This is a genomic window from Citrobacter sp. CFNIH10 (assembly GCF_002934585.1).
GTDB lineage: Bacteria > Pseudomonadota > Gammaproteobacteria > Enterobacterales > Enterobacteriaceae > Citrobacter_A > Citrobacter_A amalonaticus.
Window position 1 is genome coordinate 1786341 of sequence record NZ_CP026216.1, and the last position, 13299, is coordinate 1799639.

Annotated in this window: 15 protein-coding genes; 2 read left to right on the top strand and 13 right to left on the bottom strand. The window is 57.6% G+C overall.

The genetic code is table 11. The features are described from left to right. Positions 1–210: 210 nt before the first annotated feature. Positions 211–1521 (top strand): glutamate/aspartate:proton symporter GltP, encoded by a 1311-nt coding sequence (gltP, locus tag C2U53_RS12030; protein WP_042999068.1) that lies wholly within the window; start codon positions 211–213, stop codon positions 1519–1521. A 97-nt stretch (positions 1522–1618) separates the two neighbouring features. Here the strand turns inward: gltP and yjcO are convergent, their stop codons facing one another. After that, positions 1619–2308: a Sel1 family TPR-like repeat protein YjcO gene (yjcO, locus tag C2U53_RS12035; protein ID WP_042999069.1), complete on the bottom strand. Its 690-nt coding sequence runs from the start codon at positions 2306–2308 to the stop codon at positions 1619–1621. A 103-nt stretch (positions 2309–2411) separates the two neighbouring features. Further along, the gene (fdhF, locus tag C2U53_RS12040; protein ID WP_080721659.1) at positions 2412–4559 is read right to left on the bottom strand and encodes a formate dehydrogenase subunit alpha; all 2148 of its coding nucleotides are present in this window, start codon (positions 4557–4559) and stop codon (positions 2412–2414) included. 277 nt (positions 4560–4836) lie between these two features. On the opposite strand from fdhF, the gene yjdP reads away from it, so the two are divergent. Then, positions 4837–5172 carry a DDRRRQL repeat protein YjdP gene (gene yjdP, locus C2U53_RS12050; protein WP_042999071.1) on the top strand — a complete coding sequence of 112 codons (336 nt, stop codon included), beginning with the start codon at positions 4837–4839 and terminating at the stop codon, positions 5170–5172. Here the strand turns inward: yjdP and phnP are convergent. From phnP to phnF, 11 genes are all read right to left on the bottom strand, one after another. Continuing rightward, complete coding sequence (phnP, locus tag C2U53_RS12055) at positions 5169–5927, bottom strand: phosphonate metabolism protein PhnP (RefSeq protein WP_042999072.1); 759 nt, start codon at positions 5925–5927, stop codon at positions 5169–5171. The two genes, yjdP and phnP, sit on opposite strands and share 4 nt — an antisense overlap. Before the next feature lie 63 nt (positions 5928–5990). Then, complete coding sequence (gene phnO, locus C2U53_RS12060; RefSeq protein ID WP_042999073.1) at positions 5991–6425, bottom strand: aminoalkylphosphonate N-acetyltransferase; 435 nt, start codon at positions 6423–6425, stop codon at positions 5991–5993. Beyond that, positions 6412–6966, bottom strand: coding sequence for a ribose 1,5-bisphosphokinase (gene phnN / locus C2U53_RS12065; protein WP_104445951.1), 555 nt, complete (start codon positions 6964–6966; stop codon positions 6412–6414). The genes phnO and phnN overlap by 14 nt, the downstream gene beginning before the upstream one ends. Positions 6967–6968: 2 nt before the next feature. Further along, positions 6969–8105, bottom strand: a complete 1137-nt coding sequence (gene phnM, locus C2U53_RS12070) for an alpha-D-ribose 1-methylphosphonate 5-triphosphate diphosphatase (protein ID WP_042999075.1) — start codon at positions 8103–8105, stop codon at positions 6969–6971. Continuing rightward, entirely contained in the window at positions 8102–8788 is a 687-nt protein-coding gene (gene phnL, locus C2U53_RS12075) for a phosphonate C-P lyase system protein PhnL (RefSeq protein WP_042999076.1), read from the bottom strand. The genes phnM and phnL overlap by 4 nt, the downstream gene beginning before the upstream one ends. Before the next feature lie 72 nt (positions 8789–8860). Then, positions 8861–9619 carry a phosphonate C-P lyase system protein PhnK gene (gene phnK, locus C2U53_RS12080; protein ID WP_044328531.1) on the bottom strand — a complete coding sequence of 253 codons (759 nt, stop codon included), beginning with the start codon at positions 9617–9619 and terminating at the stop codon, positions 8861–8863. After that, entirely contained in the window at positions 9616–10407 is a 792-nt protein-coding gene (gene phnJ / locus C2U53_RS12085) for an alpha-D-ribose 1-methylphosphonate 5-phosphate C-P-lyase PhnJ (RefSeq protein ID WP_235188474.1), read from the bottom strand. Before phnJ ends, phnK begins: the two co-directional genes overlap by 4 nt. A gap of 46 nt (positions 10408–10453) precedes the next feature. Further along, positions 10454–11521 carry a carbon-phosphorus lyase complex subunit PhnI gene (locus C2U53_RS12090; RefSeq protein ID WP_104445952.1) on the bottom strand — a complete coding sequence of 356 codons (1068 nt, stop codon included), beginning with the start codon at positions 11519–11521 and terminating at the stop codon, positions 10454–10456. Continuing rightward, the gene (gene phnH, locus C2U53_RS12095) at positions 11521–12105 is read right to left on the bottom strand and encodes a phosphonate C-P lyase system protein PhnH (RefSeq protein WP_044328533.1); all 585 of its coding nucleotides are present in this window, start codon (positions 12103–12105) and stop codon (positions 11521–11523) included. The genes C2U53_RS12090 and phnH overlap by 1 nt, the downstream gene beginning before the upstream one ends. Beyond that, positions 12102–12554, bottom strand: a complete 453-nt coding sequence (phnG, locus tag C2U53_RS12100) for a phosphonate C-P lyase system protein PhnG (protein ID WP_042999081.1) — start codon at positions 12552–12554, stop codon at positions 12102–12104. Before phnG ends, phnH begins: the two co-directional genes overlap by 4 nt. Next, positions 12555–13280, bottom strand: coding sequence for a phosphonate metabolism transcriptional regulator PhnF (gene phnF / locus C2U53_RS12105; RefSeq protein WP_044328534.1), 726 nt, complete (start codon positions 13278–13280; stop codon positions 12555–12557). It abuts the gene before it with no gap. Positions 13281–13299: the final 19 nt, after the last annotated feature.

The window sequence follows — 13299 nt, forward strand, 5'->3', positions numbered from 1 at the left end:
AGGGTTGCGCAAGATGCCCTGCAAATGGTACTGATTATACACCCGTCATACTTCAAGCTGCAGGTGTGTTGGCTTCCTGCAACTCGGACTATTTAGGGTATAGCGTTAAAAAACTCTACTAACCAACGCAACACAATTCATACCCTTTCAGTATGTATCCATTCCTGCGCGATGAACAGGAGTGGCGTTCCATTGAGGAAGTTCGTCGTTATGAAAAGTTTTAAACTCAGTCTGGCCTGGCAGATCCTGATTGCCATGGTGCTGGGCATTTTACTCGGCAGTTATCTGCATTATCACAGCGACAGCCGCGAGTGGCTGATTGCAAACCTGCTCTCTCCGGCAGGGGATATCTTTATCCATCTGATTAAAATGATCGTCGTGCCGATTGTGATCTCCACGCTGATTGTCGGGATTGCCGGTGTCGGCGATGCGAAACAACTGGGACGTATCGGCGCGAAAACCATTCTCTATTTCGAAGTGATCACGACGATTGCCATTATCCTCGGGATTACGCTGGCGAACGTCTTCCAGCCGGGCTCCGGCATTGATATGTCGCAACTGGCGACCGTGGACATTTCGAAATACCAGAACACGACGGCAGAGGTGCAGAGCCACGCGCATGGCCTGATGGGCACCATTCTGTCGCTGGTCCCGACAAACATCGTTGCTTCGATGGCGAAAGGCGACATGCTGCCAATCATCTTCTTCTCGGTGCTGTTTGGTCTGGGGCTTTCCTCGCTACCGGCAACGCATCGTGAGCCGCTGGTGACGGTGTTCCGCTCCATTTCCGAAACCATGTTTAAAGTGACGCACATGGTCATGCGCTATGCACCCGTCGGGGTATTCGCGCTGATCGCCGTGACCGTGGCGAACTTCGGTTTTGCCTCGCTGTGGCCGTTGGCGAAGCTGGTGCTGTTGGTTCACTTCGCGATCCTGTTCTTCGCGCTGGTGGTGCTGGGTATCGTCGCGCGTATTTGCGGACTGAGTATCTGGATCCTGATCCGCATTCTGAAAGATGAATTGATTCTGGCGTACTCCACCGCCAGCTCTGAAAGCGTGCTGCCGCGAATTATCGAGAAGATGGAAGCCTACGGCGCGCCAGCCTCGATCACCAGTTTTGTGGTGCCGACCGGCTACTCGTTTAACCTCGATGGCTCGACCCTGTATCAGAGTATTGCGGCGATCTTCATCGCGCAGTTGTACGGTATCGACCTGTCGCTGTGGCAGGAAATCGTGCTGGTGCTGACGCTGATGGTGACATCGAAAGGGATTGCTGGCGTGCCGGGCGTCTCCTTCGTGGTACTGCTGGCAACGCTTGGTAGCGTGGGCATCCCGCTGGAAGGCCTGGCCTTTATCGCCGGGGTCGACCGTATTCTCGACATGGCGCGTACGGCGCTGAACGTGGTGGGGAATGCGCTGGCGGTACTGGTTATCGCCAAATGGGAACACAAGTTTGATCGCAAAAAAGCGCTGGCGTATGAGCGCGAAGTACTGGGTAAATTCGATAAGACTGCCCAGTAACGGTAAACGGTCTGCCGGATGGCGCTGCGCCTTATCCGGCCTACGAGTCGACATCGCTTGTAGGCCTGATAAGCAAAGCGCCATCAGGTAATCTGAGTCAGCCGTTCGTTAATCGGTCAAACTCTTCGCAGCCGGTATCGAATCCTTCGGTACAGCTCAGATTCAACCAGTGCAGCGCCTTCTGTTTATTCTTCTCAATAAAGCCCTGTTCGCCGTTCAGAAACATCATTCCCGCCCAGTATTCGGAATACCCGGTGCGAGAGATGGCGGAACTGCGTTTGAAGTACCAGGTCGCTTTATCATCATCAGCCTGAATCCCGACACCGTTGGCGTAAATCAAACCGAGCAGCATCTGCGCATCTACGGCCACATCACTCTCCAGATTTTCAGAGGCGTTTTGCAGCAGGGAGATGGCTTTGGGGTAATCGGTTTTACCGGCCTGCGTATTCACCAGAATGCGTGCCAGCGTAATTTCGCCCGCTTTACTGCCCGCCCGGGCGGCCTTCTCCGCCAGCATTTTTGCTTCAGGGTAATCCAGACTGACCGGATTAGTGATTTTAATCTGCGCCAGCAGCGCACAGGCGTCCGCATCGCCATTGTCGGCGGATTTCTGTGCCCAGTATTCGGCTTTGCTTAAATCGCCGAAGCTAAACCAGCTGTCAGCAAGGTAATATTGCGCGCGTTTGTCACCTGCCTCTGCGGCCTGCAAATACTGGCTTCCAGGCTCAGGATCGGCAGCACGGGCAAAGAATGTCATCAATAACATCAATGCAAGAAGTGGTTTCATTATTAAGTTTTAATTAGGGTACGGAATGGACAGTATAAAGAGATCGTATGGATAAAAAAACAGCCTCCAGGGTGGAGGCTGTTGAGATGCATCAACGTTGTGGTTAGCCCATTGCGGTTTCGCGCAGGCGAGCCTTCAGCTTGTTGTATTCATCAATCACGTACTGCTCGGCGGCGGACTGATTGGCAATCGGCTCCACGCGCACGGCGCAATACTTGTACTCTGGTGTTTTGGTAATCGGGCTTAAGTTCTCGGTCACCAGCTCGTTACAGGCACCAATCCACCACTGGTAGGTCATATAGATAGCCCCTTTGTTCGGGCGCTCGCTGACCTGCGCGCGGGTGATAATTTTGCCTTTTCGCGAGTGAACCCACACCAGTGCTTCATCTTCAATGCCCAGACGCGCCGCATCGGCCGCGTTGATTTGCGCATAGCCTGGTTCATCCGCCAGCGCGGCCAGGGCCGCACAGTTACCGGTCATCGAACGACAGGAGTAGTGGCCGACTTCACGCACCGTCGACAGTACCATCGGGTACTCGTCGGTGAGTTTATCGATCGGCGCAACCCAGTCGCAGGTGAAGAACTGTGCCATGCCGTTCGGGGTATCAAACTTCTCTTTAAAGAGGTATGAGGTCCCCTGATCGGCGTCTGACGTGTCGCGGCAAGGCCACTGGATGTAGCCCAGTTCGCCCATCTTCTCGTAAGTCGCCCCGTAGAAATCCGGGCACAGATGACGCAACTCATCCCAGATCTCCTGGGTGTTGTTGTAGTGCATCGGATACCCCATCCGGGTGGCGATCTCACTGATGATTTGCCAGTCGGTTTTCAGATCCCACTTCGGCTCAACGGCTTTAAAGAAGCGCTGGAAACCACGGTCAGCAGCGGTAAAGACCCCTTCATGCTCGCCCCACGACGTCGACGGTAAAATGACATCTGCCGCCGATGCGGTTTTGGTCATAAAGATGTCCTGCACGATGACCAGTTCCAGATCCTCAAAGCCTTTGCGCACTGCGGAGAGTTCCGCATCCGTTTGCAACGGATCTTCGCCCATAATGTACGCCGCACGCACTTCGCCATGCGCCGCACGGTGCGGCAGCTCGCTGATGCGATAGCCAGTGTGCGCAGGCAGGCTGTCCACGCCCCAGGCTTTGGCGAATTTCTCGCGGTTAGCCGGATCTTTCACATACTGATAGCCCGGATAGGTATCCGGCAGCGCACCCATATCGCACGCGCCCTGAACGTTGTTCTGGCCACGTACCGGGTTAACGCCCACGCTGGGCTTACCGAGGTTGCCGGTCAGCATCGCGAGGCTGGTCAGTGAACGCACGGTTTCTACACCCTGATAGAACTGGGTGACGCCCATGCCCCACAGGATGGTCGCGCTTTTCGCACCGGCATACATCCGCGCGGCCTGACGAATTTCACTCGCGCTAATGCCGGTTATCTCCTCGACGGACTCCGGCGTATAGCCTTCGACAATCTTGCGGTACTCTTCAAAACCTTCCGTACGGGAGGCGACAAACGCCTGGTCGTACAGATTTTCTTCAATAATGACATGGCCCATCGCGTTCAACAGTGCGATATTCGAGCCGTTTCGCAGAGCGATGTGCATGTCGGCAATGCGCGCGGTTTCAATTTTGCGCGGATCGCAGACGATAATTTTCGCCCCGTTACGTTTAGCGTTAATCACGTGATTCGCCACAATCGGGTGGGAATCCGCCGGGTTGTAACCGAAGATAAACACTAAATCGGTGTTATCAATTTCGTTAATGGCATTGCTCATTGCGCCGTTACCGACCGACTGGTGCAGACCTGCAACCGATGGGCCGTGTCAGACGCGAGCGCAGCAGTCAACGTTATTGGTACCAATAACGGCGCGCGCAAATTTTTGCATGATGTAGTTGGTTTCATTCCCGGTGCCGCGCGACGAGCCGGTCGTCTGGATGGCATCAGGGCCGTATTTCGCTTTGATGGCGCTCAGGCGTTCGGCGACGTAATTCAGCGCTTCATCCCAGGAAACTGATTCCAGTTTGCCGCCACGCTGGCGACGAATCATAGGCGTTTTCAGGCGCGGGGTCAGGATCTGGGTATCGTTAATAAAATCCCAGCCGTAATAGCCCTTCAGACACAGAGTACCCTGATTGGTTTTCCCCTGCGCCGCCTCAGCCCGGACGATTTTGCCGTTATTGACCACCAGGTTGATCTTGCAACCTGATGCGCAATACGGGCAAACCGTGACGACTTTTTTCATCGGTCTCGCTCCAGTTAATCAAATCGCGCATACACGCTTGTCGACCTGAGTATGCATCTTTTATGCCACATTTTAATTGGGGGCTTTCCCTGATATTACGGATAATTTTTGGACAAAACCCTGACGAAAAACAGGCTGTCGTCATATTTGACGTGACGATTTGGCGTTGTGCCGACGGAGGCTGTAACGGAACCCGATACGAAATTGAGATTCCTCCGCTACTCGTCGCACAGGGCGATAACTAACGTAGAAACCGTCCCCTTTTGAGGCTGGTTCTATGAAACGCACCCTGACACTCTTTTTATTCAGCCTGCTGTCGCTGGCTACCGTGCCGGCACAGGCCGATATCATTGATGATGCTATCGGCAACATTCAGCAGGCGATCAACGATGCTTATAAGCCTGACAGCGATAGCGGGCGGGATTACGAGGATTCGCGCGACGACAGGTGGCAGAACGAAATGAGCGACGATCGCCGCAGACAATATGATGATCGCCGGCGTCAGTTTGAGGATCGCAGACGGCAACTTGATGAACGTCAGCGCCAGCTCGATCGTGAACGCCGCCAACTGGAAGATGAAGAAAGCCGAATGGAAGAGGATTACGGGCGTTAATCGACCATAATCTGCATCCCGTCATAGCCTGCTTCAAATCCGTCCGGGAGCGGGTTATCCATCAGCCAGACATCGAACGCGTGGCTGATATGCGTGAGGATCACCTGCGGGCAGCGAATCACTTCATTAAGCGCAATGACCGTATTTAAATCACAGTGATTGCACGGCGGTTGGGGACGTGGCGGATGGCTACAGTCGATGACGATAACTTGTGGCTGATTGTTGAGCAGAAAGGTGAGCGTTTTATCGGGCAGTCCGGCGGTGTCAGACAGCCATGCCACGCGGCTGTGCGCTGTCTCCAGAAGATAACCCAACGTCAGCTTTGAGTGATTCAGCGGTAGCGGTGTGACCTGCAATCCTTGTAACTCAAACACCACAAACGGCTCGACGGTGTGGCTAAAGTCGAGAATGCCGGGATGCTTAAACAGATCGTCGCACCCCTGTTCGTCCGGCGGGCCGTACACCGGGATGGACGCCCCGACGCCCCAGCGTAGCGGAAACAATCCCTGTACGTGATCCATATGATAATGGGTGAGTAAAAACTGTCGAAAGCTGCCCGCCGGCCAGTCGTCCATCAGGTGCGGTATGCCCGCATCCAGCAGCGTCACCGTATCGTTGAATTTGACCACGCCGCTACACGGGCGTCGGCGATACGGTTCCTGCAGGCGTGCGCGGCGACAGGCTTCACAATCGCAGCCAAACACGGGTACCCCTTGCGCACCGCCGGTGCCGCTTAGCGTGATGCTCAGACTCATCGTGATTCCCCTTGTCGTATCGTGCCGGATGGCGACGCGAGCGGCTTATCCGGCCTACGTACCTCACAATGCTTTTGTGAAGCGAAAATGACTTTGTTCGTAGCCTTCGCGCCGATAAAAACGGTGGGCGTCATGACGCTTCACGCTGGTGGACAGCTCTGTCATCTCTGCGCCTGCCTCGCGGGCTTCCTGTTCTGCCCATGCCAGTAACTGGCTACCGATTTTCAGACCCCGTGCCTGCGGCATCACCACCAGTTCCTGAATCTCGCCAATCCAGTTGGCGTGGTGTAAATGATACTGCAGATGCAGGCCAATGAGTCCAACCGCCTGGCCCTCAAGCAGCGCCAACTGATAACGCAGTCGGTCATCCTGCAAATTGGCGGTGAATCCGGCGCAAAAGGTCGGGTAATCAAACTGGGCTTGCTTCAGTTCGCAGATGAGCGCGTACACGGCCTCGGTGTCTTGTCCGGTGGCGCGACGAAGTTCACAGGCAGACATGGCGTGGCTCCTTGCGTCCCATTAACGTTAACAGCGAATCGACGGACTGGTGCAAACTGCCGTCGTTATTGAGCGTATGGCAGCCAAACGGGGCGTAGCGGGCGGCGCGTTCGAGACGCGCGGCAATCTCGGGTTCGCTTTCCCTCCCGCGCGCCTGTAAGCGCTGGCGCAAAATCGTAGGGGAGACCTGCAAGCAGACCGGCAGCAGCGCCGTGCCGTAGCGCGCCTGCGCCTGGGGCAGATGCGCGCGTGAGCCGTTGACCACCACGTCGAAGCCGCCGTTAAGCCAGAGATCGATCTCCACGCCGACGCCATAATAAAAGCCGTTAGCATGCCAGCTTAGCGCCAGCAGGTTATGCCCGGCGCGGGTGAAAAACTCTTGCTCGCTCAGGGCGACATGATTTTCGTTCCCGTCATTCGCCGCGCGAGTGATATAACGGTGCGCCACCAGGAGTTGCGCATGTTCTTGCTGACGGAGTGCGGTCAGCAAACTGTCCTTCCCGGAGCCGGACGGCCCCATCAGCCAGATCAGTTTTCCCATACTCAGAACACCCTCTTTCCCTGGCGCCAGACGTGGTCGATGTGGATGTGATCGCCTTTACGGTGCGCCAGTACCAGATCGGCGCGCTTACCTTCGGCGATCACGCCGCGATCGCGGAGACTGAGCGCCCGCGCCGGGTTGGCGGTCACCAGGCGGATCGCCTGCGGCAGGGTGAAACGGTTAGCCGCGTCGTCTGCGACGCGAAACGCGGCATCCAGCAGGCTGGCGGGGTAGTAATCTGACGAGAGGATATCCAGCAACCCCAATTCTGCCAGCGTGTGCGCCGCGACGTTGCCGGAATGAGAGCCACCGCGCACAATGTTCGGTGCGCCCATCAGTACGTTCATGCCGTGCTGGCGCGAGGCTTCTGCGGCTTCGAACGTGGTGGGAAATTCGGCGATCACGCTGCCAAGCTGGTGGGATTCCTGCACATGCCCGGAGGTGGCGTCATCATGGCTTGCCAGTGCAATGTTGCGCTCGCGGCACAGTTGCGCGATGGCAGTCCGGTTGGGCTGCGACCAGCGAGCCGCCAGGGCCAGTTGTTCCTCTTCGTAACGCGTCATCTGTTCATCGGTCAGCGAATATTTACCCTGATAATATTCACGATACTTCTCGCGGTTGGCGAACTGACGCTGGCCCGGCGAGTGATCCATCAGCGAAACCAGCGTGACCGGTTCGCGGCTGATCAGCTTCTCGAACAGCGGCAGCGTGGCGTGGTGCGGCAGTTCGCAGCGCAGATGCAGGCGATGCTCGGCGCGGTTCACCCCACGCTTTTGCGTCTCCTCTACGGCGTTAATCATTTTCTCCAGGTTTTCCAGACGATCGCCGCCGTCGCGGACATCGCCAATCGCCACCGCGTCCAGCACGGTGGTGATACCGCTGGCGACCATCAGCGCGTCGTGGCTGCTCATTGCGGAATGCGCGGGCCAGTCCACTTTCGGCCGTGGGGTAAAGAATTTGTCGAGATTATCGGTGTGCAACTCAATCAGCCCCGGTAGCAGCCAGCCGCCTTCTCCGTCCAGCGCTTGCGGAAGACGGCTCTGACTTTGCGCAAACGCGCGAATCACGCCATCCTGCATTTCCAGCGATCCCTGCACCACTTCATCTTCCAGCACCAGCTTTACATTATTGATAATCATGGTGTTGTTCCCATCAGGTGCAAACGATCCGCTACGCGGTCGCGCACAGTTTGATCGTGAAAAATGCCGACAATGGCCGCACCCCGCGCTTTCGCCTCTTCAATCAGCGCCACCACGGCGGCACTGTTTCTGGCATCCAGCGACGCGGTCGGTTCGTCGAGTAACAGAATCGGATAATCGACGATAAATCCGCGCGCGATGTTCACGCGCTGTTGTTCACCGCCGGAAAAGGTTGATGGGGCGAGGTGCCACAAGCGTTCCGGCACGTTCAGACGGGTCAACAGGCTTGCGGCTTTGGCGGCGCACGCCTCGCGCGGTACGCCGAGATCCAGCAGCGGCTGCATTACTACGTCCAGCGCGGAGATCCGTGGGATCACCCGCAGAAACTGGCTCACCCAACCTATCGTGGCGCGGCGGACTTCCCGCACTTTGCGCGCCGGAGCGTGCACCAGATCCACCCATTCGTTGTGATGGCGAATGTGAATATGCCCCTCGTCGGGCAGATAATTGGCATACAGCGAACGCAGCAGCGTCGATTTTCCGCTGCCGGAATGGCCATGTAGAACGACACATTCACCGTTTTTGACTTCCAGCGAGGCATTTTGCAGCACCAGCAGGCGCACGCCGTTTTGCTGGTGGAGCACAAAGGTTTTACTGACGTTTTCAACGCGGATCGCGTTCATTTTTAGCCTCTTTAAGCATTTGGGCATTCGATTGCCGGATAAGGCGTAGCCGCCATCCGGCAAAACAAAAAATCAGTTCTGCAATACGGACGACACCAGCAACTGGGTATACGGATGATGTGGATCGTCGAGCACGCGGTCGGTTAATCCACTTTCCACCACCTGACCCTGTTTCATCACCAGCAGACGATCTGCCAGCAGGCGCGCCACGCCTAAATCATGGGTGACAATCACCACCGCCAGATCCAGTTCCACCACCAGCCCGCGCAGCAGATCCAACAGTTTCGCCTGGACGGAGACGTCGAGACCGCCGGTCGGCTCATCCATAAATACCAGCTTCGGGTGGGTGACGAGGTTGCGGGCGATCTGCAGACGCTGCTGCATGCCGCCGGAAAAGGTGGTCGGTAGATCGTCGATACGAGAGGCCGGAATTTCGACCTCCTCCAGCCAGCGCTGGGCGGTGGCGCGGATCTCGCCGTAGTGGCGTGCGCCGGTCGCCATCAGGCGTTCGCCGATATTACCGCCCGCCGAGACCTGACGACGCAGGCCATCCAACGGGTGCTGATGTACCACGCCCCATTCAGTGCGCAACAGGCGGCGGCGGTCGGCTTCGCTCATGGCGTACAGTGAACGGCTCTGGTACTGAATCTCGCCCGACTGCGGCGTCAGGCGCGAGGAGAGGGATTTCAGCAGGGTGGTTTTGCCGGAACCGGACTCCCCGACAATGCCCAGCACTTCGCCAGGCCACAGGTCAAAAGAGACCTCGCTGAAGCCTTTACCCGGCGCGTAGAGATGGGTCAGGTTATTAACCGAAAGCAGCGGTTGCGTCATTGGCTGAGTGCCTCGCTCTGTTGGCGGCAGTAGTCGGTGTCGGAGCAGACAAACATGCGTTTGCCGGTGTCATCGAGTACCACTTCATCAAGATAACTGTGCGTTGAACCGCAGATGGCGCAGGGCTCATCCCAGGTCTGTACGGTGAACGGATGATCGTCGAAATCGAGACTTTCCACGCGGGTATACGGCGGTACGGCATAGATGCGTTTTTCGCGTCCCGCGCCAAACAACTGAAGGGCGGGCATCATGTCCATCTTCGGGTTGTCGAATTTCGGGATCGGCGACGGATCCATCACATAGCGTCCGTTGACTTTCACCGGGTAGGCGTATGTGGTGGCGATATGGCCGAAGCGGGCGATATCTTCATACAGCTTCACCTGCATGATCCCGTACTCCTCCAGCGCATGCATAGTGCGGGTTTCCGTTTCGCGAGGTTCGATAAAACGCAGCGGTTCAGGGATCGGCACCTGGAAGATCAGGATCTGATCTTCCGTCAGCGGCGTTTCCGGGATCCGGTGACGGGTCTGGATTAACGTGGCATCTTCCGTGCGCTCGGTGGTATTGACCCCGGTGATGCGTTTGAAGAAGTTGCGGATCGATACCGCGTTGGTGGTGTCATCTGCGCCCTGATCGATAACCTTCAGCACGTCCGGTTCACCAATCACGCTGGCGGTAATCTGGATCCCACCGGTTCCCCAGCCGTAAGGCATCGGCATTTCGCGGCCACCGAATGGCACCTGATAGCCGGGGATCGCCACCGCTTTGAGGATCGCGCGACGGATCATGCGTTTGGTTTGCTCATCCAGATAAGCAAAGTTGTAGCCGAAGAGGTTAGTGGTCACGGGCGGCCTCCTGTTGCAGGCGTTTGAGCAGTTCCAGCTCGGCCTGGAAATCGACGTAGTGGGGGAGCTTGAGGTGCGAAACAAAACCCGCCGCCTCGACGTTATCCGCGTGCGCCAGCACGAACTCTTCGTCCTGCGCCGGTCCTGTGACCGTTTCATCGTAGTCGGGTGCCTGTAGGGCTCTGTCCACCAGCGCCATTGCCATCGCTTTGCGTTCGCTCATGCCGAACACCAGTCCGTAGCCGCGGGTAAAGTGAGGCGCATCGTTGTCCGGGGCGACAAAGCCGTTGACCATTTCACATTCGGTCATCAGCAGTTCGCCGACGTTGACCGAAAATCCCAGCTCTTCCGGTACCGTTTCCAGCGCAACGTAGCCACTACGGATTTCGGCTGCGAAGGGGTGATTGCGCCCATAGCCGCGTTGGGTGGAGTAGGCCAGCGCCAGCAGATAGCCCTCATCGCCGCGCATCAGCTGTTGCAGGCGTGACGCACGGGAGCAGGGGTAAACCGGCGGCGTGCGGGTGATGTCATCCGGCGTGGCGCCGTTATCTTCTTCGGGCTTCGCCAACCCTTGATTCGCCAGCAGCGAAAAGACGTGCGGGGCGGCGTCCTGCGTACTTTCTGCAGTCCGCAGCGGCGGCGTTTCGCCATTCGCCAGCAGCGTAAAATCGAGCAGACGATGGGTGTAGTCGTAGGTTGGTCCTAACAGCTGTCCGCCCGGAATATCCTTATAGACTGCCGAGATACGGCGTTCCAGGCGCATTTCCCCACTGTTCAGCGGTTCGCTTACCGCCAGCTTTGCCAGCGTGGTGCGGTAAGCGCGCAGCAGAAAGATGGCTTCGACGTTATCGCCGCTGGCCTGCTTGAGCGCCAGCGCCGCCAGTTCGCGATCGGCAATACCGCCTTCGGTCATGACGCGATCAACAGCCAGATTCATCTGCTGTTCGATCTGCGCCACGCTCAGTTCGGCAACGGCATCGTCGCCCCGGCGTCGCTGCTCCTGTAACGCATGGGCGTTGGCTATCGCCTTCTCGCCCCCTTTGACGGCTACGTACATCAGCACACCTCCACATGGGTGGTTCTCGGGATAGCCAGCAGCCGTTCGCCGCAGGTAAGGATGAGGTCAACGCCCAGCGGGAACGGATGCGGACGTTCGGTGAGTTCGTGGATCAGGCAGTCTGGCAACTGCGGTGCGATCATTCGCTCTTCGGCGATACCTGCCCCGGTCAGGCGTAACATCCGCCCACCGCTCAGGCTGGAAACCTGCACGATGAGCGTGGCGCTGTTTTCTGGCGCGACCGCAGAACCGGCAGAAAGAGCATTAAGCTGTTCGCTGCTGATGCGCTCGTCGGCTACGGCAAAGGCCGCCAGTTGGGGTTGTTCGACCATCGGCGCGTTGGTGTGAAAACGCAGGTTCTGGCTGGCGATGTCGTTATTCATCGCAGGCGACAGCCACACCGGCGTATCGCCGTCGACTAACGTCAGCAGGACGCTGGTGGTCGCCAGATTCAACGGCTGCCAGCCGTGTTTCAATTGATGTAAGGCAACAATCACCCCCGGTTCGCTCATCGCTTTCAGCAGACGGCGAAAGCTTTGTTGGGCGTCCTGGACGGGCAGGGTAAAGGCGGTCTGTAGGGTCATTCGTTATCTCCGCGCACCAGCGTAAAGAAGTCGACCCGGCTGGCGTTGACCTCGGCGCGACGGGCGGTGATTTCCGCATCGCGTTCTGCTTCCAGCGGGCTAATTAAGGTTTCCATCAGGTTCTGGAAATGTGTCTGTTCCTGCAGTAAAGCGTCGATAACGGCGCACTGCTCGGCGTGGCGTTTGTTGCGTCCCAGCAGGTAGCTGTAACCCAGCGTGCCGCTTTTCAGGCGAACCACCGCGCGGGTCAGCGTGGTGTCTCCGGCAAAGAAACGGTTGCCGGTGCCGCCCATGCGCGCCTGAATTTGCATCAGTCCGCATTCCGGGGGGCGAATCAGTTCATATTCCGGTGCCAGCGTTAACGCCTGGAGTCGCGCATTCAGGGCATCGGCCTTGCTGTAAGCCAGCGCGCGCATCCAGCGCTGGCGGGTGGCGGTATCGAAATGCATTCAGTGCTCCATAGTGAATTCGATCATGTCGGCGCGGGTCAGGCTGACGGAATACTCCATCGCACGTTCCTCGCCTTCACGGTGGTTCAGGGTGCGCACGCAGAGCAGCGGCGCCATGTTGGGGATTTCCAGCACCTTGCTCTCTTTCGCCTGCGCACGCCGGGCGCTGATGCGCGTCTGGGTGCGCTTGAGCGTCAGGCCGGACTGTTCGCGCAAATAGTCGTGCAGTGAGCCGTGGTTAAAACCCTGCAGCAGCGGCCAAAGGGCCAGGTCGGAAAAGTAATGGTCAATCAGACACAGGGCGATGCCGTTCACCCGCCGCAGGGTGCGCAAGTGGATGACGTTATCGCCTTCCTGCACGCTGAGCGCATCGGCAACGTGACGGGAGGCCGGGCGCAGTACCGCCAGCCGTTTTTCGCTGGTGGGATGACTTCCCTGATCCAACAGGTTCTGACTGAAGCGTGCCTGGGCGTTAAGCGGATAATCGAACGGGCGCATCAGCACCAGTACGCCGACGCCCTGACGACGCTGGACCCAGCCGCGTTCCACCAACTGATCGATGGCGCGGCGCAGGGTGTGGCGATTAACCTCATAACGCGCGGCAAGCTGATGCTCGGCGGGCAGATAGTCGCCGCAGCGGTAATGTTGACGTAGCTCCTGCTCAAGTCTCGCGGCAATCTCCTGATAACGCGTCGGATAACTGGTCGGATGTGTAGACAAGTGCATAGCAATCAATGCCTCGCTA

What these genes read in the sequence shown, in the direction of transcription:
- gltP (WP_042999068.1), top strand. Translation starts at nt 211, where the DNA reads ATGAAAAGTTTTAAACTCAGTCTGGCCTGGCAGATCCTGATTGCCATG.
- yjcO (WP_042999069.1), bottom strand. Translation starts at nt 2,308, where the DNA reads ATGAAACCACTTCTTGCATTGATGTTATTGATGACATTCTTTGCCCGT.
- yjdP (WP_042999071.1), top strand. Translation starts at nt 4,837, where the DNA reads ATGAAACGCACCCTGACACTCTTTTTATTCAGCCTGCTGTCGCTGGCT.
- phnP (WP_042999072.1), bottom strand. Translation starts at nt 5,927, where the DNA reads ATGAGTCTGAGCATCACGCTAAGCGGCACCGGCGGTGCGCAAGGGGTA.
- phnO (WP_042999073.1), bottom strand. Translation starts at nt 6,425, where the DNA reads ATGTCTGCCTGTGAACTTCGTCGCGCCACCGGACAAGACACCGAGGCC.
- phnN (WP_104445951.1), bottom strand. Translation starts at nt 6,966, where the DNA reads ATGGGAAAACTGATCTGGCTGATGGGGCCGTCCGGCTCCGGGAAGGAC.
- phnM (WP_042999075.1), bottom strand. Translation starts at nt 8,105, where the DNA reads ATGATTATCAATAATGTAAAGCTGGTGCTGGAAGATGAAGTGGTGCAG.
- phnL (WP_042999076.1), bottom strand. Translation starts at nt 8,788, where the DNA reads ATGAACGCGATCCGCGTTGAAAACGTCAGTAAAACCTTTGTGCTCCAC.
- phnK (WP_044328531.1), bottom strand. Translation starts at nt 9,619, where the DNA reads ATGACGCAACCGCTGCTTTCGGTTAATAACCTGACCCATCTCTACGCG.
- phnJ (WP_235188474.1), bottom strand. Translation starts at nt 10,407, where the DNA reads ATGATCCGTCGCGCGATCCTCAAAGCGGTGGCGATCCCCGGCTATCAG.
- C2U53_RS12090 (WP_104445952.1), bottom strand. Translation starts at nt 11,521, where the DNA reads ATGTACGTAGCCGTCAAAGGGGGCGAGAAGGCGATAGCCAACGCCCAT.
- phnH (WP_044328533.1), bottom strand. Translation starts at nt 12,105, where the DNA reads ATGACCCTACAGACCGCCTTTACCCTGCCCGTCCAGGACGCCCAACAA.
- phnG (WP_042999081.1), bottom strand. Translation starts at nt 12,554, where the DNA reads ATGCATTTCGATACCGCCACCCGCCAGCGCTGGATGCGCGCGCTGGCT.
- phnF (WP_044328534.1), bottom strand. Translation starts at nt 13,280, where the DNA reads ATGCACTTGTCTACACATCCGACCAGTTATCCGACGCGTTATCAGGAG.